The sequence below is a fragment of the Candidatus Accumulibacter similis genome (genome assembly GCA_013347225.1).
Classification (GTDB): Bacteria; Pseudomonadota; Gammaproteobacteria; order Burkholderiales; family Rhodocyclaceae; genus Accumulibacter; species Accumulibacter similis.
Map to the genome: position 1 here is coordinate 4,180,361 of CP054595.1, position 22,819 is coordinate 4,203,179.

Sequence of the window (22,819 nt, forward strand, 5' to 3'; positions counted from 1 at the left end):
AGGATGCGCTTTCAGGTTCGTGCCTTATCTCCCGACAATCTGATCGAGACGCACACCGTTGACGCCGCAGACGCCGGCGAAGCCGGCAGGCTGTTGCTGCAGCAGCGGCTGCAACCGCTGTCGATCAAGGCAGCGGGCGGAGTCGCTGCGGAGTCCGCCGGCTTGCCGGGCCGCAGCACCTTTTCCCTGCTGCTGTTCAGCGCCGAATTGCTCGCCCTGCTCGAGGCCGGCCTGAGCCTGGTCGAGGCCTTCGAGGCACTGCTCGAGAAGGAAGCTTCGCCGGTTTCGCGGGGCGTGCTCGAACGTCTGACCGCAGACCTGCGCGAGGGTCTGCGCTTTTCCGCTGCGCTGGCCCGCCAGCCGGCCGTCTTCCCGGCGCTTTATGTCGGCATCGTCCGGGCTGCAGAGGGAACCAGCGACCTGCCACGGGCGCTGTCGCGCTACATCGACTACCAGACGCGGCTCGACACGGTCCGCAACCGGATGCTCAGCGCCGCCATTTACCCGGCCATACTGCTCATCGTTGGCGGTGGCGTCACCTTCTTCCTGATGGGCTATGTCGTTCCCCGCTTCGCCGGGGTGTACCAGGGGAGCGGCCGCGCCTTGCCGTGGCTGTCACAACTGCTCCTCGACTGGGGACAGTTCGTCGGCCAGCACTCCGGCGCCGTCTTCGGATGCCTGCTGGCCGGGCTGCTCGCCGCTGGCTACTGGCTGCGGCGTTTCGTCCGCAGCGGTCGCTGGATCGTCTTCCTGACCCGTTTGCCCGGGCTCGGTGAGCGCGTCCGGATCATCGAGCTCTCCCGCCTCTACCTGACGACCGGGATGTTGCTCGAGGGCGGCATCCCGATCGTCACCGCGCTGGACATCGTCGGCAATGCCGTCTCACCCACGACTCGTGCCGCAGTCCTCGAAGCCCGCCGCATCATCTCCGACGGTGGCACCCTGTCGCAGGCATTCGAGAGCAGCCGGCTGGCGACACCGATCGCCCTGCGCATGCTGCGGGTCGGCGAGCGCTCGGGGCAGATGGGCGCCATGCTGACGCGCTCGGCGCTGTTCTACGAAGGTGAGAGCGCCCGCTGGATCGAGCGTTTCACGAAAGTTTTCGAGCCGGTCCTGATGACCGCCATCGGCCTCCTCGTCGGCTTGATCGTCATCCTCCTCTACATGCCCATCTTCGACCTTGCGGGCACGCTGCAATGAACGCGCCGACCGCGAACGTCGATGCCGAACTCGGCGACCAGGTCCTGCAGCACGCGCGAAGCCTGGCGCGCAGCTCCGGACGGTCGCTGGTGACGGAACTCGAGGCGCTGACCGGAACTCCGCCGCGGCAACTGGTCGACCAGCTTGCCCGGCGCTTCCACCTGGCGGTGATGGAGACGACCGAGATGCTGAACCATGCGCCGGCATTCGACATCCTGCCCCTGGCCAGGGCACAGACGCGCGGCTGCGTGCTGCTGCGCTCGCCGGAAGCGCTTGCCGGCAGCCGGATCATCGGCGTGACACCGGATCCCTTCGATACCGACTGCATGGTCTGGCTGAGCAGCCTCGCCGGTGCACCGGTTCACTTCTGCCTGGCACTGGCGGCGGACATCCAGGCCTACCTGTCGAAACACGAAGAGTCCGTGCATGCGGTCCACTCGCTGCTCGACACGGGCAGCGGCGCACCAGAGCGTTACCGGCCGGCTGAGGTCCTGAGTTTCGCGTCGCTCAGCGAAGCCGCCAGCCCGGCCGTCAAGCTCGTCAACTCGACCGTCTACGATGCGGTGAAGGCCGCGGCGAGCGACATCCACCTCGAGAGCACGCCGACCGGCATCACGATCAAGTACCGCATCGACGGCGTACTCGATACGGTCGCCCAGATCAGCGGCGTGGCGCTGGCCGAGCAGGTGATCTCGCGCCTGAAAGTGATGGCCGAACTGGACATCGCCGAACGGCGGACCCCGCAGGACGGCAGTTTCCGCGTCGAGGTCAGTGGCCGCGACATCGACCTGCGCGTCTCGATCATGCCCAGCATTCATGGTGAGGATGCCGTCGTGCGCATCCTCGACAAGCGCGGCGTCATCGAGGCGCACGGTTCGCTGACGCTGGCTTCGCTGGGTTTCGACGAGCATGCGCTGAAAGCCCTGCGGCGCCTGGCCGGGGAGCCCTACGGGATGCTTCTGGTCACCGGCCCGACCGGTTCCGGAAAGACGACGACGCTGTACGGAGCGATTTCCGAGATCAACAACGGTCGCGACAAGATCATCACCATCGAAGACCCGGTTGAATACCAGTTGCCCGGCGTCCTGCAGATTCCCGTCAACGACCGCAAGGGCCTGACCTTCGCCCGCGGCCTGCGATCGATCCTGCGACACGACCCGGACAAGATCATGGTCGGCGAAATCCGCGACCGCGAGACCGCCGAGATTGCCGTCCAGTCGGCGCTGACGGGGCACTTGGTGCTGACCACCGTGCATGCCAACAACGTCTTCGACGTCTTCGGTCGCTTCACCCACATGGGGATCGACCCCTACGCCTTCGCCTCGGCACTGAACGGCATCTGGGCGCAGCGCCTGCTGCGCGTCAATTGCCCCCGCTGCAGCGAGTCCTTCGTACCCAGCGATGCCGAACTCGAACGCTTCGTGATCGCCGCCGACGACCTGGCGCGCTTCGACTTCCGTCGCGGCAGTGGCTGCGGCGACTGTCGCGGCACCGGCTACCGCGGGCGCAAGGCAGTTGCCGAAATCCTCAACCTGAACGACGAGTTGCGCGAACTGATCATCGAGAAGCGGCCGATCCGGCAACTCAAGGAAGCGGCGTTCCGCAGCGGTACCCGCAGCCTGACCGAAGCCGCGCTGCGACTGGTCGCGAAAGGTGAAACAACGCTCGACGAGATGCGCCGTGTCACGCTTTCAGGCTGAGCGCCTCCTGCTCGGCTGCACGGCGGCGAGCGCCGTCGTCCTTGCCGGCGATGCTTCAGCCGCCTGCCAAGTGGTGGCGCAGACGACCGTCGAGCCACCACCAACTGCGTCGGTGGCCGCATTGTGTGCGGCACTGGGCGAGCTGAAACCGGCACGACCCACCGCGGGTGCACGTCGCACCGAGTTGCACGTCACCGTCGATGACGGCCTGGTGCGCAGCTTCGTCGTCACGCCACCGAACGGCGCACGCGGTCTGCAGGAGCTGCGGGCCGCCGCCGCCGCGCGCTTTGCCGTGCTCTACGGCGAATCTGCGGAACCATGGCTGCTCGCCGCCGACTGGCAGGCGAGCGCACCGTTCATCGCCAGCGCACTGCCGCGACAGCTCTGTCGGGAACTGGACAGCCTCGCCCGGACGAATCGCTGGCAACTCGGATCGGTGTGTCCGGCACTGGTCCGCAGCTGGAATCGCGACCCCCTCGCGGTCCCCGACGACGGTTGGCTGATCGTCGGTTTCGGGCTGACGCTGACCCTCGCCCACACCTGCAACGCCCAACCCGTCGCGCTGCGCACCGAGCGCCTGCCGGCGGCCCCGGGACTGGCCGAACTCGCCACGCTGTTGGAACAGGAGCGCCTGCGAACGCCGTTGCCGACAGACGCGCACGCCCGCCAACGGCTGTCATGGACGGGAGCAGCCGACTGGCTGCCGGAAACGGCCACAGTGGCCGGACTGGCCTCGCGCACGGGCGCCCACGACAGCCGCACGAGCCACTTCGCCAGCCTGCCCGACGACTGCCGGGTCGCCGGTCAATTGGCGCTCGCCGGAAGCCAGCGATGAAAGCCCTGCAGATCGACTTCGCGGAGCGTCCCTTATGGCGCCTCCCGGCCACACGCCAGCGCCGGATTCTGGCTGCCGTTGGCGTGGTGACGGCGCTCGCCTGGACCGCCGTCCTCTGGTGGTGGCAGCTGCTCGAGCAGCGGCTCGCCGAGACGACGCAGGCGATCGCCCTGGCCCGTCAGGAGATCGTCGCCCGCAGCCCGCCGCCACCGCCGCCATTGCTGCTCTCCGAGCAGCAGGTCGTCGCCATCAATCGCATCGTCGAACAACTGAATACGCCCTGGCCGGCCCTGCTGGATGGCTTCGAACGCGTCGCCGGCGCCGACGTCGCCCTGCTGCAGCTCGAGCCGGATCATCGTCGGCACGTCGTCAAGGGCGTCGCCGAGGCCAAGGATCATCAGCGGATGCTCGACTACCTCGAACAGCTCGGCTCCGTCGCACCATTCAACGGCGCCATGGTCACCCGGCACGAGGTCAACGAGCGTGATCCCAATCGACCGCTGCGCTTCATGTTCGAGGCGCTGCTCGCCGACGCGACAGCGGGTGCTGCCACCCCGAGCGAGCATGAAGGGAACAGCGAGTGAACGAGGTGAAACGGATCGCCGATCGCCTGCGCCTGCTCGCCGACCTCTGGCTTCATCGGCACGGCCCCTGGTGGCTGCTGCTCGCCGGCGCCCTGGCGGGGTTGCTGGGCTGCGCCGTGATCGTCCTGCCGCGGCTGGATGCGGAGCTGGCCGCGAAACTCCTGGTCCTCGACGGAGTGCAGGCACGGCTGGCGAACCGCCAGGAGTCCGCCGCCCCGACAGCGGCGGCCGCCCCTGCTTCGGCATCGAACTACCAGGCGTTCAGCGACGCGCTGGCTCTGGATGACGAGGTCCTGCCGACCATCAAGACGGTGCTCGACGCGGCGGCAAGGCATCACCTGACCACCACCCGTGCCGAGTACCTGCGTGCCGCCGATGCCCATGCGCAAGCAGCGCGGCTGCAGATGACGGTGCCCGTCAAGGGCCGCTACGCGGACATCAGGAGCTGGGTCGAGGAGATCCTGCGCACGCAGGCGGCGGTGGCACTCAATGAACTCGCGTTCAAACGCGAGGAAATCGCTCTGAGCCAGGTCGAGGCCAAGGTGCGCCTGACCATCTGGCACCGGCCGCCGCTCCCGGGCGAACACCGCCGCCTGCCTGACATGGACACCACAGACCCATGACCCGCCGTCACCTGCTGTTGCTGTTGCTGCTTCTGCTGGCAGTCTACTTGGCGCTGTTTGGCGACAGGACGCCGCCGGGCGAACCTGCTGACGGTGTCGTCCAGCCGACGCCGGGACGAGACAGGAGCCCTTCCGGTGCGAGCGCAACAGCGCCGGCGGCGAACCTTTCACTGCTTGCGCGACCCGGTGCCGGCAAGAGCCCCGCGACGACCGAGGTCGCGACATTGATTCCGCGCGACCAGCTGATTCCGGCGTCCGGCGATGACAAGGCCACCCGTGACCTCTTCCCCTCGCTGAGCTGGACGCCGCCACCGCCAAAGGAAGTGCCGCTGCGGAAGGCGAAACCGGTGGCGCCGCCGATCCCCTTCGCCTATCTCGGCAAGAAACTGGAAGGCGAACAGTGGGAGGTCTATCTCGGGCGCGGCGACGAAGTCCTGATCGTTCGCGAAGGCATGGACTTTGCCGGCACCTACCGGGTCAAGAGCATCAAGCCACCGACACTGACGCTGCTGTACCTGCCCCTGAAACAACTGCAAACCATCCCCATCGGAGGATCGCAATAGTGAGCGAGGCCAACTCCCGTCAATCCGGACCCGCTGGCTGGCGCCGCCGCTGCCTGAGCGCGGCAGCAGCCCTGTTGCTCGCCGGATGCGCGGCACAGGAGGCCTACCGCGAAGGCCAGACGCTGCTCGCCGAAGACAAGGTCGACGCCGGCTTGGCGAAGATCCAGGAAGCGATGCTCCTCGACCCCAGCGCCGTCGAGTATCGCATCGGCTACATCCGCGCCCAGGACCGTCATCTCAATGCGAGCCTGGCACGCGCGGAACGCGCCTTCGTCGAAGGCCGCTACGACGAGGCCGAGGCAGCCTATCGCCGCGCCCTGACGCTGCAACCGGGCAATGAGCGTGCGACCGCCGGGTTGCGCCAGATCGATGGCGCCCGCCGGCACGAAGTCCTGTTTCAGGAAGCCGAAGCAGCTTGGGCGAAGAAGGATCCGGAGCTGGCGCTGGCTCACCTGCGGGTGGTCCTCGTCGCCTACCCGAAGCACGAGCGCGCCCTCGCCTTGCAGCGCCTGATCGAGGAAAAGTCCGCCAAGGGCGCCAGGGAGTCCACCCTGGCGGCGGCGTTCAGGAAGCCGATCACCATCGAGTTCAGGGACACGCCGCTGAAGACGGTCTTCGAGGTCATCTCGCGGACATCTGGGCTCAACTTCGTCTTCGACAAGGATCTGCGCGCCGACCAGAAGACAACCATCTTTCTGCGCAACAGCACGATCGAAGCCGCGATCAACGTCCTCCTGCTCACCAACCAGCTCGAACAGCGGATCCTTGACGGCAACTCGATCCTCATCTACCCCGGCACACCGGCAAAGCACAAGGATTACCAGGCGCTGGTCGTGAAGACGTACTACCTGGCGAATTCGGACGCCAAGACTGTTGGCACGACGCTGAAGACGATGCTCAAGACGAAGGACATCGTTGTCGACGAAAAACTGAACATGGTGATGATCCGCGACAGTGCCGAAGCCATCCGGGTCGCCGACAAGCTGGTGGCCGTGCAGGACGTTCCCGAGCCCGAAGTGATGCTGGAAGTCGAGATCCTCGAAGTGAGTCGCAATCGTCTGCAGACTCTCGGAGTGAACTGGCCCGACAGCATGTTCCTGCGCGCGCTGCCCGTCGACACACTGACGCTGAAGCAACTCGGCAACATCAACTCATCGACGACCGGCGTCACCATTGGACCGGCGGTCATCCGGGCGAACCAGCTCGATGCCGACGTAAACCTGCTGGCCAACCCGCGAATCCGCGCCCGCAACCGGGAAAAGGCGAAGATCCTGATCGGCGAGCGCGTGCCGAACATCACCTCGACGATCACCGCGACCGGCTTCTCCTCCGAGTCGGTGACGTACATCGACGTCGGCCTCAAGCTCGATATCGAACCGACGATCTATCTCGACAACGAGGTCGCCCTCAAGGTGACCCTCGAAGTCAGCAACATTCTCGACAAGGAAACCACCAAGACCGGCACGGTGGCGTACCGCATCGGCACGCGCACGGCAACCAGCGTGCTGCGCCTGAAGGACGGGGAAAACCAGTTGATGGCCGGACTGATCAGCGACGAAGACCGGCGCACCGCCAGCAAGCTGCCGTTCCTCGGCGAGATCCCGGTCCTCGGCCGGCTCTTCGGCAGCCACAGCGACGAGGGGAAGAAGACCGAGATCGTGCTGTCGATCACGCCGCGAATCCTGCGCAACATCCAGCGGGTCGACGCCTACTTGGCCGAGTTCGACGGCGGCACCGAGACCAGCTTCCGCTCGCGGCCGGAGAGCGGCGGCACAGGCGCGCAATTGCCGGTCACGCCCGTACCGGGCATCCGTCCGAACAGCCAGGCGGCACCGGCTGCCGCGCCCGGAGCTGGCGCCGGCGGTGCAACAGCCAACCCCTTCGCCTCGCCTGCGGCCGCCTCGCTGCAGCAGGGAACCACGGCCGATCCGCTGGGAAGCCCGGTCACGCCGTCGGCGGAGGGTTCCGCGGCATCCGCCGGATCGCTCCTGTCGGGCAGCGGTGGCCTGGCCGGCGCCGTTCCCGGCGGGACGGCGCAACTGCTCTGGCAGGGTCCGACCGCACTGCGGACCGGCGAGACGGCAACGGTGCAACTGGTGATGCAGGCCGACCAGCCGGTGGTCAGCGTACCATTGGCGGTCGCCTTCGATCCGCGGGCGCTGCAGGTCGCCAACGTCAGCGAAGGCGGCTTCCTGCGCCAGGGTGGTGCAACGACGACCTTCAACTACCGCGTTGATCCCGGTGGCCAGGTGTTGTTGACGACGACGCGATCCGGCGCCGGCGGCGCCAGCGCTCCGGATGTCCTCGCCACGCTGACGTTCCGCGCGCTGGCGGCGGGCGCCTCGCGCATCGAGCTGATCACCATCGCCCCGATCGCTGCCGGTGGTGCGTCGATCACCGCCGCCCCACCGGCACCGCACACCCTGACCATCAACCCCTGATCGATGACGCCGCCCATCACCTTCCGGCCGCGTGCCCAGACGGCTCCATGGCGGCAGCCTGGAGAACGCCAGGGACGTGGCTTCTCGCTGATCGAGCTGATGATCACCCTCGCCGTGGTCGCCGTTCTCGCCACGGTCGTCGTTCCGGTTGCCCAGACGTCGATCCAGCGCAGCAAGGAGCACGATCTGCGGCTCGCGTTGCGCGAGCTGCGCCACGCGATCGACCTCTACAAGAAGGCCCACGACGAAGGGCGGATCCGTAAAGTGGCCGGCGAGACCGGCTACCCGAAGACACTCACCATCCTCGTCGAGGGTGAGGAGGATGTGCGCGATCCCAAGCACCGCAAGATCTACTTCCTGCGCCGCATCCCGCGCGACCCGATGCATCCGGATACCAGCGTGCCGGCCGCAGACACCTGGGCCAGGAGAGCCTACGCGAGCGAACCCGACAACCCACAGGAAGGCGACGACGTCTACGACGTCCATTCGAGATCCGCCGGTGTTGGTCTCAACGGCGTCCCCTACCGCCAATGGTGAAACACGGCAAACCGCGGCAACCCCGCCATCGCACCGGCCGCTCCGGCAACCGGGTCGAGCCGGTCGGCAAGGGATTCACGCTGATCGAACTGCTCGTCGTGCTGTCGATCATCGCCCTGCTGCTGACGATTGCCGTTCCGCGCTACTTCCACAGCATCGACAGTTCGAAGGAAGCGGTTCTCGGCGAGAATCTGCGCATCGTTCGCGAGACGATCGACCGGTTCTACGGCGACAAGGGACGCTACCCGGAGAACCTCGAGGAACTGGTCGCCGAGAGGTACCTGCGGGCACTGCCGCATGACCCGGTCACCGGCAGCACGAGCACCTGGACGATCATACCGCCGCAGGCGCCGGACGCGCAGGGCAAGGTCTACGACATCAGGAGCGGCGCCCCGGGTACGACCAGGGACGGCAAGCCCTTTGCGGACCTCTGACGATGCCGCGCGCCCGCCCCTGCAGGCGACACCGTCACCGCCACCAGTGCGGCTTCACCTACCTAGCACTGCTGATCCTCGTCGCCACGCTCGCGCTGGCGACGAGCGCGACGCTGACCCTGGGCAGCATCGCCCAGCGTCGTGAGGCCGAGCAGCGACTGCTCGAGGTGGGCACCGCCTATCGCCAGGCGATCGCCAGCTACCTCAACAGCAGCCCGGGCGGTCGGCGCAGCTATCCCCCTGCCCTCGCCGACCTGCTCAAGGACCCGCGCTACCCGGGCATCCGCCGTCACCTGCGGCAGCTCTATCCCGACCCGATCACCGGCAAGCCCGAGTGGGGCCTGATCGCCGCACCGGGCGGCGGCATCATGGGCGTGCACAGCCTCTCCGACGCGCGCGCCATCAAGATCGCCGGGTTCGATCCCGAGAACCAGTTGTTCGAAGGCAAGGAGCGATACTCCGAGTGGGTCTTTGCCGTCCTGCCGGCGGCACCGGCGAGAGGCAGCGCACCGGCCGGCGTGGCGCAGGGCAGCAACACCGTGCCGCCAGCACCCGGACTGGCGGCGCCAGCGGGAGCGGCAGCACTGTTTCCCGCGCCGGCGCCGGCGCCGGCTCCTCTCCAGGGCCAGACGCCGCAGTCGTTGCCCATCGTCCCGCGGTAGCAACGACGGCCGGCGTGGCCGCCACGTGCGGCTTCCCGGCAAGCGCAGCGGGACCAGAGACAGGCGATGCCTGTCCTGTTCGACGCACCGAGCCAGCTTCCGGCAAGCTGTGCTATCGTTGCTCGCGGTACGCGCGATCGGGTTTTCGACGCTCCCATCGTGTCAGAAATGGCCGCCTGCCGCCGTCCCCGCCGCTTGCGCGAAAGGGTCCGGCCGGATCGGGCGTTTGGCAATCGACTCGCAGTCTCACCGTCGTTCGCCCGTGATCTCTCATTTCGTTTCGCCCGTGACCTCCTGCCTGGCGGGCATCGGGTTGGCGCTGCCCGCGCTTGCCGGAGCGCGATGCGCCAACCCGACGATCATCTCGCCGCCCGCGCGATCGACCCAGTCGTCGGTACGTAACCGATAACCAGCCGGCGTTCTTCCCCGCGCTCGCCGTCCTGACGAGAATGCCTTCCTTGGCTCACGGAATGGAGGTCAGGGATGGAGAAGACGACCAGGAGGTTGCGGGTGAAGCGTGGCGCGGAGCAGTGGCGGGTCCTGCTGTCGCGCTTTGACGGCAGCGGTTTGAGCGTCGCTGAATTCTGCGCGCGCGAAGGAATCAGCGACACCAGCTTCCATCGCTGGCGGAGCCGCCTGCGGGCCGGCGGCAGCAGCAAACCCGAGCGTGCGGCGCCGGCAGCCTTTCTCGATGTCGGCGTGCTGCGTCGCGAGAGCTCGTCAGCTGCGCGTCTTGAACTGACCCTCGACCTCGGCGGAGGTCTGCAGCTGTTCCTCGTTCGCGGCTGATGTTCTTCCCGGAAGCGCGAATTCGCGTGCAGGTCTATGGTTGCCCGGTCGATCTGCGTCAATCCTTCGACGGGCTGATTGCGCTGACGCGCCACGCGCTGCGCGAGGACCCCGTGAGCGGACAACTCTTCGTCTTCTTCAACCGGCGCTCGACGCTGGTCAAGGTGCTCTACTGGGACCGCGGTGGTTTCTGCGTCTGGGCCAAGCGTCTCGAGGCTGGCCGTTTCATTTCCGACTGGTCCAAGGCGAGCACTCGAGAGCCGCGAGATCAAGCACGTCGAGGCGGCGCTGGGGCTGACGCCTGCCGAGCGAGCGGTGCTGCTGTCGGATGGCTACCACGCCTATGCCCACTATGCGGCGAAGACCGGGATCACGCATGCCCAGTGCTGGACGCACACCCGTCGTGGCTTCTTCGAGGCGCAGGCCGCCGAACCGGAAGCCGGCCGCGCGGCGGAAGGAGGCGGGGGAGACGGGGGGTAAAGCAGGTGAGACTCCGGCTTCAGGGACCGGCGAGCTACCCACAGAAACTTTCACATTGGACGTCTCCCGAGGCGAGTAGCATCGCGCTTCAGGACGATCGCAATGGGGCTGTGAGCAGGCCAACGGAAGCGGACTCGAGTGCTCCCGCGGCGGCCCCCCGTCTCCTCGAAGCGTTGAGTAGCTCGGCAGGCTGCGATGAAGATACGGATGCCGCGCTGCGGCGAGATGGAGCTCGCTGCCCCGCTCAGCAGACCCATCGCTGCGCATCGCTGAGCAGGGTTCGGCGCCGGATGAGTTCGCGGCGAGGAAAGCGGCACGGCAGCAGGCTGATGACCGGAGCGCTCCTGACCACCACCAGCGGCAGCGCGATGTCGACGGCTGCCTCGTCCGATCCTTCCGGGACGACGAGATTCATCTGATCCAGTCGCAACCTGGCCGTTTCGATGTGAAGATGGTCGGCGCCGTGCATCAGCACGTGCTGGATGCGCTCGATGGCATGTTCGAGCGCGTTGCCGGCAATCGAACACGCTGCCAGCGCCTGTTCGTTCCGCGACAGGCTGGCTTCGACCTCCTCGATCTGCACTTCCCGCCGCCCGCCATGACCAACCACCGTTTCGAGGCCGGCTCGCTGTCCCTTGAGGATCATCAGCCGGTCGAGCAGGATCGAGCGCTGTGTCGCGAGGTCATTGCTGATCACCGCGGCCGAAGCGATCTGCCGCAGCGCTTCGTTCGCCAGGAACCTGAATGCACGGCGGCGAATCTCGAGCCGCGCCTCCTCCTCGCAGCCGCTCGGCAGGACGACCTTCTTGTCGCCACACGAAACGGCCGTTCGCACGACGTCGCGCTGCACCACGTCGCCGCTCGTCGCCACCACGACGCGTTGCTCCTCGCAACGAATGAAACGCAGAGCCGCCCACACATGGTCGGCGTCCGCCGCCTGGTCGAAAAAATCCTGGACCGCCCGGCTGCGACTGAAGACCGCCGGGACATCGCGAGCGCTGGCAAAAACCGCGCGCAGGACCGGATTGTCTGCCCACAGCGCCGCACTGGCCTCGATCGCCCGGGGAATCTGCGCCTCGATCTTCCGGCAGTACAGGACTGCCTGCTCGACAGCCGGAGCCAGCCTGCGACGATAACCGGGAACGAGCTTCAGGCGCGGATTGACGATCCCCACCACCTGCTCGATGCGCGTTTCGATGACCGCCGGATCGACGACCGTCCCGGTCGCCACGTCATTGCCGCCGAAAAGCCAGTCGAGAATTCCCATGCCTCCCCCCTGTCACATCCTTGCTGCCTCGTTTCCAAGGCGCCGCAGCAAGTGGGAAAGATGAAGCAGCGGTGGCTGCGAGTCAAGCTGCCAACCAGCAACGCCTGCGTCAACCGCCTGGCGCACGGCCACCGCGCCGGCAGAGCAGCAGACACGCCACCCCGGTCTCGGCCGCACCTGTCCGCATCGCGCTCATCGACCTCGCACGGGCGATGGGCGGCGTCTGGGATCACGCGACCCTGCCGCTGCCGGCATGATCCGCCGCGCGCCCGGCTGCCGACTCGCCGTCGGCGATGAGGTCGATGCGATCGGTGAACACCGCCGCGACGCCACGTGCGAACAGGTCCGACGCCAGCAGCGGATCATTGACCGTATAGCAGAGCACCGGTATTTCGCCGGCGCGTGCTTCCGCGAGCACGCGATCGTCCAGCAGCGCGGCGTCGCAGTGCAGCGTCAGCGCCCCGAGCCGGCGCAGGCGCATGCGCCAGTCGGCGGGGACGCGCTCGAAGAGGCAGCCGACCGGCAGGGTCGGCGCCACCGTGCGCGCCGCCCGAAGCGCGGCTTCGGAGAACGACGAGACGAGTGGCGGCAGTTGCCCGGTGCCGCTCCACAATTCCTCCACCAGCCGCCCGACGACTCTGCCGGTCAGTTCTTCGCAGCCGGCCGCCGGCTTGATCTCGACATTGGCGTGCAGGCCAAGCTGACGACACGCGGCCGCAGCCGCGGCCAGGGTCGGCACACCTTCGCCGGCGAAAGCCGGGTGCCGACTGACGCCGGCATCGAGGCGACGCAGCCGCGCGTCGCTCGCGTCACACACGCGGCCTGCGCCATCGGTGGTCCGTTCGAGGGTCTCGTCATGCAACAGCCAGGGCGACCCGTCGGCCGACAGCATGACGTCGAATTCGACCGCCGTGATGCCGAGACAGGCAGCGATGCGCAGGCCGGAGAGCGTGTTCTCGGGGGCCAGCGCACCACCGCAGCGGTGTGCGAAAACGCGCGGCAGGCGCCAGCCGAGCCGCGCCGTGATCACTTCTTCCTGGCTGGCGCCTTGGCCGCTGCCGCCGGCGCCTGGTTCATGACCAGATTGCCGCGCTGCACGGCGATGTCGAGCGCCTCCTTGGCCGGCGTCTTGCCGGACCAGGCGGCCTCGAGTTCCTCCTCGACGATGATGCGCACCTTCTCGATCTCCGAGACACGAATCGTGCGCAGCGCCGCCGGACCCTGCAACTGGCGATAGGCGATGTTGAGACCGGCAACGTCAGGCTGCAGCAGCTTGCTGCCGGCGGCGGCGCGCCCGGCGGCGGTCATCGGCAGGAAGCCCGAGGCAGCGGTGAGCTGGACCTGCATATCTGGTTCCATCAGGAAGCGGACGAGCTGCGCGATTCCCTTGTACTCGGCCGGCTTCCGGCCGGCGGCAGCCCACAGCGACGCACCACCGGCCAGGGTCTGCTGCGGCGCTCCCTGCACATCGTCGTGATAGGGCAAAGGCGAGACGCCGGTGTCGACCCTGCGGCTCTCATGCAGCGCGCCGAAGAGCGCCGACGAACTGGTCAGCATCCCACACTCGCCTTCCGCGAAGCGCCTGTCGGCCTCGTCGCGGCGGCCGAAGTAGATGAAGAAGCGCGCCTTCGCCCAAGTCGTCAGCAGCGCCGTGTGCTTGACCTGCGGCAGGCCGTTGAAGATCAGCCGGCCCTTGGCATCGGCGACTTCGACGCCATTCCAGGCGCTGAGGTTGTCGATATGCACCCACGCCGGCCAGGAAGTGGCATACGGGCACTTGCTGCCGGCGTCGAAGAGCTTGTCCGCTGCCTGCTGCACTTCGGCCCAGGTCTTGGGCGGCTTCTCAGGGTCGAGGCCGGCCTTGCGGAAGGCGCTCTTGTTGATGAACAGGATCGGTGTGGACAGGCCGAGCGGCAGAGCCGCCAAGCCGCCTTTCGCATCGGTCAGGCCAACGCGCATTTCGGGAGCGATCCTGCTGCCGTCGAAGGGAATGCCGGCTTCGGTCATGATCTGCTGGATCGGTTTGAAGGTCGCCTTGGCGGCGACGTAATGCCCCTGCTCCTCACGCGTCACGAGGTTGAGATCCGTCGCCGGTTCGCCCTGCACGCGGCGCACCAGTTTGACTTGGTAGTCCTTCTGGCCTCCGTTGAAGCGCTCCACCACCTTCTCGACGCGCTCGGCACGCTCCTCGTCGAGCTGGTGCGACAGCAGGATCTCTGCCGGCGCGGCCGCCGTCAGGCTGGGCATGGAAGCGGCAAGGGCAAGAGCCAGTGCCGTCGGAAGGAATTTGCGCAAGAGCATGGCAGTCCTTTGGTAGCGAGAAAAAGAGTGCGATTATAGCGGCAGGAGGCAAAGTACTGGCAAGCGATGCCGCCCAGCGGCAGCCACAAAGCGTCACCACCGGCAGCGAAAGCGGCGTGGCAAGCCTTCGTTTGTGGTTAAAATGCGGGACTGACCTTCAGCTTCTCGGGAAGCACCGTGTTCCATCGTGCGCGCCTGCCAATTCGTACCCTCCTGATCGCCTGCTGGCTGCTGCCTGGCCTGAGCGCCTGTGACTCGGTGCAGCAGGCTGTCGGCATCGAGCCAGCAGGAGCAAAGCTCGCGCGTCTCGATGCCGAGGGCAAGGCAGTCGGCGGTGCGTGCCGGCAATCCGGACGGGCGATCGAGGACTGCTATTCGATCTACTCGTGGCTGCCGAAGGCCTCGGTCTACGAAGGCTGGCGCGACATGGACATCTACATGCGCGAAAACAAGCTGGAAACCGTCGAGCCACAACTGCCACCGCCGCAACCGCCCGGCAGCAAGAAGAAGAAGGCCGCCGAACAAGCCGATGCTGAAGGCAGGCCGGCGCCGAAGGCTGCAACCAGGGAATAGGAGCTGGCGCGCGTCGTCGCGCGGACGCCCGGCACGGCACCGGCACCGGTTCGCTGGCGAACTGCACCAGGGATCTCCTCGCCGGCGAGTCCGCTGCAACGGCCTGTGCCTGCCGGCGGCTGGGCACTGCCGCCGCTCAAGGAGCCGGGTTGCCGCAGCGCAGGTGAATTTCGTCGATCTCCGCCACGATCGTCGGCGACAGGTGCAGCGCAAGCGCACCGAGGTTCTCGTCGAACTGCGCGACGCTGGTGGCACCGATGATCGTGCTGGCGACGAACCAGCGCGAGTATACAAAGGCCAGCGCCAGTTGCGCCGGCGCCAGCCCGTGCCTGGCCGCCAGTTCGACGTAGGCTTGCACCGCCGGCGCGACGCCGGCCTTGCCGTAGCGCTGGCCGAAGCCGGGAAACTCGTTGATGCGACCTGCTGACCCGGGGTCGCGCAGGTACTTGCCGGTCAGGGTACCGAAGGCGAGCGGCGAGTACGGCAGCAGGCTGATGTGCTCGCGGTGACAGACCTCGGCGAGACCGCTCTCGTAGACCCGGTTGAGCAGGTTGTAGGCATTCTGCAGCGAAACCGGCCGTGGCAGACCGTTCTCGCGCGCCAGGCGAACGAACTCCATGACGCCCCACGGATGCTCGTTCGACAGGCCGTACTGTCGGATCTTGCCGTCCTGCATCAGCCTCGCCAGCGCCTCGATGGTTTCCAGAATCGGGGTCGCGGCATGCTCCCTGGCCGGATCGAACTGCCACTGGCCGAACATCGGCTGGTTGCGCGCCGGCCAGTGCAGTTGATAGAGGTCGATGCAGTCGCTCTGCAGCCGTCGCAGCGAGCCTTCGACCGCGCTGCGCAGGCTGCCGTAGTCGAACCCGAGATGGCCGCCGCGTATCCAGTTCAGGCCACGCGACGGCCCGGCGGCCTTGCTGGCGACAACCAGGCGGTCGCGCGCCTGGCCGCGCAGCCAGCGGCCGACGATCTCCTCGGTCCGGCCGCAGGTTGCCGCCCGCGGTGGCACCGGGTACATCTCGGCGGTGTCGATGAAGTTGATGCCGGCAGCCAGCGCCCGGTCGAGCTGCGCATGCGCTTCCGCTTCGCTGTTCTGTTGGCCAAAGGTCATCGTTCCGAGGCAAAGCTCGGACACCTGCAGGTCACTGTTGCCAAGGCATGTCCGTTTCATGTCTTCTCCCGCTTGTCGCACAGCGACGACCATCACGATCCTCGGCGCCCCCTGCGCGCAAGGAATTCAAGCTCGGCGCCATCGACCGACGCCCATGCATGACGACGGATATCGTCGTCTATAATCGGTGCCACGATTCCGAAACCGCAGCAACGCAGGCTGCAGCCGACAGACGCGCCGCATCACGATACACCAATCGAGACCACCCGCGATATGCGGGAGCAACCCGAAGGCTTGGCCGATGCTTCCATACGAACCGCCAACCAATCGCGCCGGAGAGCGGCAGCTCGCGCTGACCCGCGCCAGCAGGGAGATCCTTCAACGCCGGCTGGGCGATGTCGTCCGGATCTGCGCGGCACATTCGCCGGCAGCGGCGGCAGCTTTCGAGCGCGAGGTCGGCGAAGCGCATGACGAACTCCTGTCAACCCACTCCGACGACGACTTCGGGCAAGCCAGCGAGTTGACGGCCTCGCGCCTCACCCTGATGGGCGACGACGATCTCGAACTCGACATCCGCATGCGCAGCCTCGGCGGCCGCCTGCGCGAAGTGGGCGGGCGTGCCCTGTCTCGCTGCCAGTCGCGCTACCTGACGCTGCTCGGCTGGTCGGCAATCAACGAGGGCGACGAGCCACTGGGTCCCGAGGTGATCTGCCTTGGGCTCTGGGCACTCTGTCGCGAGGCTGCCCGCGGCCTCGAGGAGGCGCTGACCCTGCTCGATCGGATCGAACAGCGGCTGCTGCAGCAACTTCCCCTGATCTATGGCGAGATCGACGACTTCCTCGCCAGCCAGGGAGTCGACGCGGCGCCGGCGGAGAGACGGCAAAAGGCCGACACGGGCATGGCGACGGCACCGCCGCCACGGAACACGGCCAGCAATGGCGGCACGTCGAGCTCGGCACTGCAGGAGATCATCCGCCAGCGCACTGCCGGCACACCGACGGCAGGCTCCGCCCCGCTGACCGGCGATGGCAGCCCGCAGGCCGGCAGCCCGACGCTCGACACGGCAGCGCTCGTGATGCTCAACCACCTGCTCGCCCGCCTGGCTGCGCTCGAGGCACGCACGCCCGCAGCAGACCCCCTGGCGGCCCATGCCGCCAACAGTTCCGCGCCGCGATCGCAGGACCTCGATCTGCCGGCAGGACGACCGGAAGCGATCGTAATCGACACCATGGCGCTGATCTTCGATGCGATCTTCGAGTCGGATGAGCTGCCGGATGCCATCCGGGCGGCGCTCGGCAGCCTGCAGATTCCGATGCTGAAAGTGGCGATCATCGATCCGGCGCTGCTCGCCGACGAGGCACACCCTGCCCGCGTGCTGCTCAACCGACTCGGCCACGCGGCACTCGGACTGGCACGCAGCGCTCCATCGTCGCACCCGCTGTGCGAACGGTTGTCCCGGCTGGCAGTAACGGCGCGCACAGCGCTCGGACGGCAGCCTGTCGATCTCGATGCCCCACTCGCCGATCTGGCAGAGCTGATCGATGAGCGCGAACGGACGATCCGGGTGGCGGCCGAACCGTACGTGCAGATGGTGCGCACGCACGATAACCGCCGCTACGCCAGCCAGCTCGCGTCGACCTGGCTGCGAACGAGCCTGGCGCGGACGCGCTCGGCCGACATCGCCGCCTTTCTCGAAACCTACTGGCTGCAAGTGATGATCTCCGCTGCCGCCGGCGAAAGCCCACACGGCGAGCGCTGGCAGCGGCACAGCCGGACCGCCGACGATCTGATCTGGAGCGTGTTGCCGAAGCAGGGTCCCGACGAGCGCAAGAGGCTGGCCGGGATGGCCTCGTCGCTGCTCAGGCGGATCGGCGAGGGACTCGACGAGATCGGCGTCGCGACGGCCGAGCGCAAGCCCTTCCTCGACCGGCTTTTCGACCTGCAGACAGCCGCGCTGCGCAATCAGCCGGCGGCCACTCCGGCAACAGCGGAGACGCCCGCTGCGCCGTCAGCGAACACGTTCGCCAACAGGCTCGCCGACGGCACCGGCAACGGATCGCAACTGCTCGCGAGCGATGGACGGCAGGTACGCTACCTTGGCAACACGGTCGGCGAGCGCACCGCACAGAAGGCCGCCGCGGCGAGCTGGCAGGTCGGGGAATGGCTGCGCTTCAGCCTGCCGGACGCCGGGCCACTGTGCGGCCTGTGTTGCTGGCAGGACCCGGCCGGGGCGACGGTCCTGCTGTTCAACCCGGACTGGAGCTGGGCAGTGGCAACGCATCGCTCGGTCGTCGCCCGGCAGATGGCCACCGGCGAGGCGCGAATCGTGTCACGCATCGGCCTCTTTGACGCTGCCGCCGAACGAGCCCTTCGCCGTCTGAGTGGTGGTTGAGCCGGACCCCCGCCCCGCAGTCAGCGCCACGGAGCCGGGTACACGGCGGCCGGCCATGTATAATCAGTCTTATATGAGACTGATTATGACCCACTTCAGAGGCTTCGCCCATGCGTTTCGATGAACTCGGATTGCACCCTGATCTGTTGCGAGCGGTTGCCGATCAGGGCTACGCCGAACCAACGCCGATTCAGGCGCAAGCCATTCCGCTCGTCCTCGCCGGCCGCGATCTGATGGGCGGTGCACAAACCGGCACCGGCAAGACGGCAGCCTTCACCCTGCCACTGTTGCAGCGCATCCTGGGCTTTGCCAGCGCGAGCCCGTCGCCGGCTCGCCATCCGGTGCGGGTGCTGATGCTGGCACCGACGCGAGAGCTGGCGATCCAGGTGCACGAATCGGTCAGAACCTACAGCCGGTACGTTGCGATCCGCAGCGCCTGCGTTTATGGCGGCGTAGACATCAAGCCGCAGCTCGCCGAGATCCGCTGCGGCGTCGAGGTTCTGGTGGCGACCCCAGGCCGCCTGCTCGACCTCTTCGAGCAGAAATGCCTCAATTTTGGCAGCGTCCAGGCCCTCGTGCTCGACGAAGCCGACCGCATGCTCGACATGGGCTTCATCCCTGACGTCACGCGCATCATCAACCTGCTGCCGACACAACGGCAGAGCCTGCTCTTCTCGGCAACCTTCTCCGAGGAGATCAAGAAACTCGCCGACCGCATGCTGAAGTCACCGGTGCTGATCGAGGTCGCCAGGCGCAACACGGTATCGGAAACCATCACCCACCGTGTGCACCCGGTTGCTGCGGTGGCGAAGCGGGCGCTGCTGGTGAAACTGCTGAAGTCGGCCGATTTCAATCAGGTGCTGGTGTTCACCCGCACCAAGATCGAGACCAACCGGCTGGCGCGCGACCTGCAACGGGCCGGCATCGCCGCCGACTCGATCCATGGCGACAAGAGCCAGCAGGACCGGCTGAAGGCGCTCGAGGCGTTCAAGGATGGATCGATTCTCGTCCTCGTCGCGACCGACGTTGCCGCCCGCGGACTCGATATCGACGAACTGCCGCACGTGATCAACTACGAGCTGCCGCACACGCCCGAGGACTACATCCATCGTATTGGCCGCACCGGCCGGGCCGGCAAGCCGGGAACCGCGGTCTCGCTGGTCTCGGCCAGCGAAGTGCAGTACCTTGCCGACATCGAGAAGCTGATCCGGCTGCAGGTGGAGCAGGTGGTCGTTCCCGGATTCGAGCCGGAGTACGATTACTGCTATCCACCGACCGGCAAGCGCGGGCACCCGCGGCGGCCGGCGTCGCCGCCGCCGGCCGCGGCCACGGCAGGCGTACGCGACGAGCAGCGCTCGTCAGGCCGCGCCAGCGAGCGTCGCGATGGACGTGACGGACGTGACGGGCGCGGCGGCGCGCGTCCGCAACCAGTCGCCACCGACGATTTCGACTTCAGCAAGCCCTACGAGAGCGCCGTACCGCATCCGGTCGCGACCACCGCTGCCGGTGAAGGCGCCAGGCTCCCGGCACACGGCGAACACCCGCACAAGACCCGCCGTCCGGTCGCTGCCCTACTGGGCGGACTGGGCCGCAAGTGACGCCAGTTCGGCTGCCGGCCTGACTGCCTGCTCTGCTGTCGCCGCATCGAAGACTTTCAGGATGGCCAGCGAGATGTTGTCGCCGTCGCCATTGCCGAGAGAGCGCGCGCGCCCGATCAGCAGCTCCGACGCCTCACGCGCCGACGCGGAGCCGTTGATCACCCACCCGAGCTCCTGATCGCTGAAATGGGCCCAGAGGCCGTCGGAGCAGAGCAGGAAGGTGTCTCCGGCCTGCAGGCTCGCGCTTTCGCCAAAGGCGATCTTCGGCAGCTCGATGCCACCGAGTGAAGTCAGCAGGATGTTGCGGTTGGGATGCACCAGCGCCTGTTCCGGTGTCAGGCGACCCTGCACCACGAGTTGCTCGACATAGGAATGATCGGTGCTGCGAAAGACCAGGCTGTCGCCGCGGAAGTGGTAGAGACGGCTGTCGCCGCAGTGCGCCCAGCTCACCTTGCCCGGCTGCAGGAGCAGCATGACCGCCGTGCTGTGCGGGTCCTTCTCGTTGATGAAACGCGATGCCTTGATCAGCATGTGCGCCTCGTTGAAGCTCGACTCGAGCAGCACCCGGGCCGAATCGGTACGTGCCGAAAAGCCCTCGAGGTTGTTGCGTGCGGTGTGGATCACCTGCTTGGCAGCGATCACCCCGCCGGTGTGGCCGCCCATGCCGTCCGCCACCACCGCGAGGACGACCCCGCCACCACGCGGATGCGGCACGATGGCGGCGCGGTCCTGCTGTTCGCGGCGATCACCCTGATGCTGGGCAACGCAGGCATCAACTGAAATCCCCATGTCCCTCGTCTCTTGCTGATCCTGACAACCGCTGCGCGATCCGCACCACGGGTACCCATCCCGCAGCGGTCTGGACGCAGGGCTTCTTGCCGACCTGCCCCGCTAGCAGCGGAACACCACCCGTCGCAGTTCCTCCGGCCGTGGCAGATGGCCACTGCGATCCGGATTGCGCTCGATGTACACGCGATGCGCAGCGACGACGAGCAGATGCACCTCCTCGGCGTTCAGCTCGGGGAAGTTCTCACGCACGATGCGATACGCGAGGTGCTCGAGTGGCTGGCCAGCCCAGCCCTGGTCGGGATCGAAGAACGGCTCGATCATCGCGTAGGCCCCATCGAACAATAGGCGCAGGCGCAGCCTGTGCCGCCGCTCGTCGCCTTTTCGGGCTGGCGATCCAGCCTCTGCTTCGTCCATTCGCGTGCTCCTCCCGGGCCGCCGGCCCCGCCGATGCAGCCGCTCACGCGGCGCCCGCCGCAAGATCGCGGCGATCGTGCCCTGCCGTCATCGTGACAACGAATTCTATCGCTTTCGGCGAACGGCAGGGGCGGCGAAGTGGGTCCGGAGTCAGAGATCACCGGCGCGACCGCGGTGCCAGAAATCGCCCTTTGCGTCAACTGTCGCCAGATCGCCGGTCAACACCCAGCCATCGCCGACCAGGCTGGCGGCGGTCTCTGCGGGACTCCGCCAGAAGCCGAGCAGCAGCGCCGGATCGTCCTCGCCGTTGCACTGCCGGTTCACCGCCAGCTCGCCGACCTCATCCGACCCGAGTACCCGGCCCTGACGGTCAACGATCGCCACCCGGTGACCGGGATACGGCCGCCCGAGCGAACCCGCGCTGCTCGGCCAGCGCGCGGCACAGTGGCCCAGAATGCCGCTCGTCCCGCTGCCACACCAGGGCTCGCTGATCGTCACGCCGAGCTTCTCCTGCGACCAGTTGCGGACCGACTCGGCCAGCGGCGGGCCACTGCTCGCCAGCGTGCGCAGGTCGAGGTCGCAGGTCGCCCGCGGCTCGGGCAGTGTCTGCTGCATGATCTGCAACGCCAACGGCGCGAGCAGGCAGTTCTGCACCGCGTAGCGTTGCAGCAGGACAAAAGCCTTGCCGGCGTCGAAAGGCCCGTTGTAGGCCAGCAGTGGCTGGCCAAAATGCCAAGTCGCCAGAAGGCCCTGCCAGAGACCGCCGCTGTCGGCCCAGTCGAGGGCTGACCAGAAGAGATCACCCGCCTGCGGGAAGCCCTCGTGCGCGCTGACGTAGGCATCCAGGTTGCCCAGCAGCGTCCGGTGCGCCATGACGACCCCCGGCGCCCTGCCGGAAGAGGTGCCTGAGTAGAGGATCAGCGCCGCGTCGCCGGCTGCCGTGATCGCCGGCGTGTAGCGCGGTGAAGCGTGCTCGACCACTTCGCCCCAGGGTTTGACTGCCTTGCCGACGGCGGCGCCGACGCCGACCACATGCCGCAATGCCGGCAGCCGGTGGCGGATCTGCGCCAGGATCGGCAGCATCGTCTCATCGACGATGGCGAGGTATGCTGCGGAATCGCCCAAACGGTGTGCAAGCGCATCGGGCCCCAGCCGATGCGCGAGCGGCACCGCAATGGCGCCCATCTGCAGGATGGCGACCAGAGCGATGGCAGCTTCCGGGCGTTGCGGCAGGACGATGGCAACGCGGTCGCCGGCGACCGTCGCCAGTGCCGCGAGGACGTTGGACAGGCGATTGGCCTCGCGCTGGATGTCCCAGAAGCTGTGTGCCGAGGTGAAGCCGCTCGCATCCTCGTAGTACAGCGCGAAACGGCGGCGATCGCCCGCCCAGCGACCGCAGACGTCGCCGGCAATGTTGAAGTACTCGGGAAGCCGCCAGCGAAAGCTCCGGCAGAGCTCGTGGTAATCGTCGGTCTCGTTGTCGCTCGCCATCAGCCGTTCGCCCTTCGGCGCCTCGCACCGGC

22 protein-coding genes and 1 pseudogene are annotated in these 22,819 nt (G+C 67.4%); 16 read left to right on the forward strand and 7 right to left on the reverse strand.

Going from position 1 to position 22,819, the window contains the following annotated elements:
• Nucleotides 1-3: 3 nt before the first annotated feature.
• The 13 genes and pseudogenes from HT579_18405 (at nt 4) to HT579_18465 (ending at nt 10,848) form a co-directional block, all read left to right on the forward strand.
• Nucleotides 4-1,200, forward strand: coding sequence for a type II secretion system F family protein (locus HT579_18405; protein ID QKS30717.1), 1,197 nt, complete (start codon nt 4-6; stop codon nt 1,198-1,200).
• Nucleotides 1,197-2,900: a type II/IV secretion system protein gene (locus HT579_18410; GenBank protein ID QKS30718.1), complete on the forward strand. Its 1,704-nt coding sequence runs from the start codon at nt 1,197-1,199 to the stop codon at nt 2,898-2,900. Before HT579_18405 ends, HT579_18410 begins: the two co-directional genes overlap by 4 nt.
• Nucleotides 2,881-3,735 carry a hypothetical protein gene (locus HT579_18415; GenBank protein ID QKS30719.1) on the forward strand — a complete coding sequence of 285 codons (855 nt, stop codon included), beginning with the start codon at nt 2,881-2,883 and terminating at the stop codon, nt 3,733-3,735. The genes HT579_18410 and HT579_18415 overlap by 20 nt, the downstream gene beginning before the upstream one ends.
• Nucleotides 3,732-4,319: a hypothetical protein gene (locus tag HT579_18420; GenBank protein ID QKS30720.1), complete on the forward strand. Its 588-nt coding sequence runs from the start codon at nt 3,732-3,734 to the stop codon at nt 4,317-4,319. The genes HT579_18415 and HT579_18420 overlap by 4 nt, the downstream gene beginning before the upstream one ends.
• Complete coding sequence (locus HT579_18425; protein ID QKS30721.1) at nt 4,316-4,942, forward strand: hypothetical protein; 627 nt, start codon at nt 4,316-4,318, stop codon at nt 4,940-4,942. Before HT579_18420 ends, HT579_18425 begins: the two co-directional genes overlap by 4 nt.
• Complete coding sequence (locus HT579_18430) at nt 4,939-5,505, forward strand: hypothetical protein (GenBank protein ID QKS30722.1); 567 nt, start codon at nt 4,939-4,941, stop codon at nt 5,503-5,505. Before HT579_18425 ends, HT579_18430 begins: the two co-directional genes overlap by 4 nt.
• 173 nt (nt 5,506-5,678) lie before the next feature.
• Nucleotides 5,679-7,946, forward strand: coding sequence for a secretin and TonB N-terminal domain-containing protein (locus HT579_18435; GenBank protein QKS31711.1), 2,268 nt, complete (start codon nt 5,679-5,681; stop codon nt 7,944-7,946).
• Nucleotides 7,947-7,949: 3 nt separating this feature from the next.
• Entirely contained in the window at nt 7,950-8,483 is a 534-nt protein-coding gene (locus tag HT579_18440) for a type II secretion system protein (GenBank protein ID QKS30723.1), read from the forward strand.
• Nucleotides 8,477-8,917 carry a type II secretion system protein gene (locus tag HT579_18445; GenBank protein QKS30724.1) on the forward strand — a complete coding sequence of 147 codons (441 nt, stop codon included), beginning with the start codon at nt 8,477-8,479 and terminating at the stop codon, nt 8,915-8,917. The genes HT579_18440 and HT579_18445 overlap by 7 nt, the downstream gene beginning before the upstream one ends.
• Before the next feature lie 2 nt (nt 8,918-8,919).
• Nucleotides 8,920-9,579, forward strand: coding sequence for a type II secretion system protein (locus tag HT579_18450; protein ID QKS30725.1), 660 nt, complete (start codon nt 8,920-8,922; stop codon nt 9,577-9,579).
• A 483-nt stretch (nt 9,580-10,062) separates the two neighbouring features.
• Nucleotides 10,063-10,368, forward strand: coding sequence for an IS66 family insertion sequence element accessory protein TnpB (locus HT579_18455; protein ID QKS30726.1), 306 nt, complete (start codon nt 10,063-10,065; stop codon nt 10,366-10,368).
• A pseudogene (gene tnpB / locus HT579_18460) lies at nt 10,368-10,616 on the forward strand (IS66 family insertion sequence element accessory protein TnpB). The gene HT579_18455 and the pseudogene tnpB overlap by 1 nt, the downstream one beginning before the upstream one ends.
• The gene (locus tag HT579_18465; protein ID QKS30727.1) at nt 10,552-10,848 is read left to right on the forward strand and encodes a transposase; all 297 of its coding nucleotides are present in this window, start codon (nt 10,552-10,554) and stop codon (nt 10,846-10,848) included. The pseudogene tnpB and the gene HT579_18465 overlap by 65 nt, the downstream one beginning before the upstream one ends.
• Before the next feature lie 244 nt (nt 10,849-11,092).
• On the opposite strand, the gene HT579_18470 is transcribed toward HT579_18465, so the two are convergent.
• The 3 genes from HT579_18470 to HT579_18480 form a co-directional block, all read right to left on the reverse strand.
• Nucleotides 11,093-12,115 (reverse strand): hypothetical protein, encoded by a 1,023-nt coding sequence (locus HT579_18470; protein QKS30728.1) that lies wholly within the window; start codon nt 12,113-12,115, stop codon nt 11,093-11,095.
• Between the two features lie 229 nt (nt 12,116-12,344).
• Nucleotides 12,345-13,145: a glycerophosphodiester phosphodiesterase gene (gene ugpQ, locus HT579_18475; GenBank protein QKS30729.1), complete on the reverse strand. Its 801-nt coding sequence runs from the start codon at nt 13,143-13,145 to the stop codon at nt 12,345-12,347.
• Entirely contained in the window at nt 13,142-14,416 is a 1,275-nt protein-coding gene (locus HT579_18480) for an extracellular solute-binding protein (GenBank protein ID QKS30730.1), read from the reverse strand. The genes ugpQ and HT579_18480 overlap by 4 nt, the downstream gene beginning before the upstream one ends.
• A 177-nt stretch (nt 14,417-14,593) precedes the next feature.
• Between HT579_18480 and HT579_18485 the strand changes: the two genes are divergently transcribed.
• Complete coding sequence (locus tag HT579_18485; GenBank protein ID QKS30731.1) at nt 14,594-14,989, forward strand: hypothetical protein; 396 nt, start codon at nt 14,594-14,596, stop codon at nt 14,987-14,989.
• 136 nt (nt 14,990-15,125) lie between these two features.
• Here the strand turns inward: HT579_18485 and HT579_18490 are convergent, their stop codons facing one another.
• Entirely contained in the window at nt 15,126-16,163 is a 1,038-nt protein-coding gene (locus tag HT579_18490) for an aldo/keto reductase (GenBank protein ID QKS30732.1), read from the reverse strand.
• A 241-nt stretch (nt 16,164-16,404) separates the two neighbouring features.
• On the opposite strand from HT579_18490, the gene HT579_18495 reads away from it, so the two are divergent.
• Nucleotides 16,405-18,495, forward strand: coding sequence for a DUF1631 family protein (locus HT579_18495; protein ID QKS30733.1), 2,091 nt, complete (start codon nt 16,405-16,407; stop codon nt 18,493-18,495).
• Between the two features lie 110 nt (nt 18,496-18,605).
• A complete protein-coding gene (locus HT579_18500) occupies nt 18,606-20,093 on the forward strand; it encodes a DEAD/DEAH box helicase (protein ID QKS30734.1) in 1,488 nt (495 codons plus the stop codon).
• Here HT579_18500 and HT579_18505 read toward each other — a convergent pair.
• The 3 genes from HT579_18505 to HT579_18515 all read right to left on the reverse strand — a co-directional run bounded on the left by HT579_18505 (nt 20,067) and on the right by HT579_18515 (nt 22,787).
• A complete protein-coding gene (locus tag HT579_18505) occupies nt 20,067-20,882 on the reverse strand; it encodes a serine/threonine-protein phosphatase (protein QKS30735.1) in 816 nt (271 codons plus the stop codon). The genes HT579_18500 and HT579_18505 overlap by 27 nt on opposite strands.
• Nucleotides 20,883-20,984: 102 nt before the next feature.
• Nucleotides 20,985-21,296, reverse strand: a complete 312-nt coding sequence (locus tag HT579_18510) for a hypothetical protein (GenBank protein QKS30736.1) — start codon at nt 21,294-21,296, stop codon at nt 20,985-20,987.
• 150 nt (nt 21,297-21,446) lie between these two features.
• Nucleotides 21,447-22,787 carry an AMP-binding protein gene (locus HT579_18515; GenBank protein ID QKS30737.1) on the reverse strand — a complete coding sequence of 447 codons (1,341 nt, stop codon included), beginning with the start codon at nt 22,785-22,787 and terminating at the stop codon, nt 21,447-21,449.
• Nucleotides 22,788-22,819 lie beyond the last annotated feature (32 nt).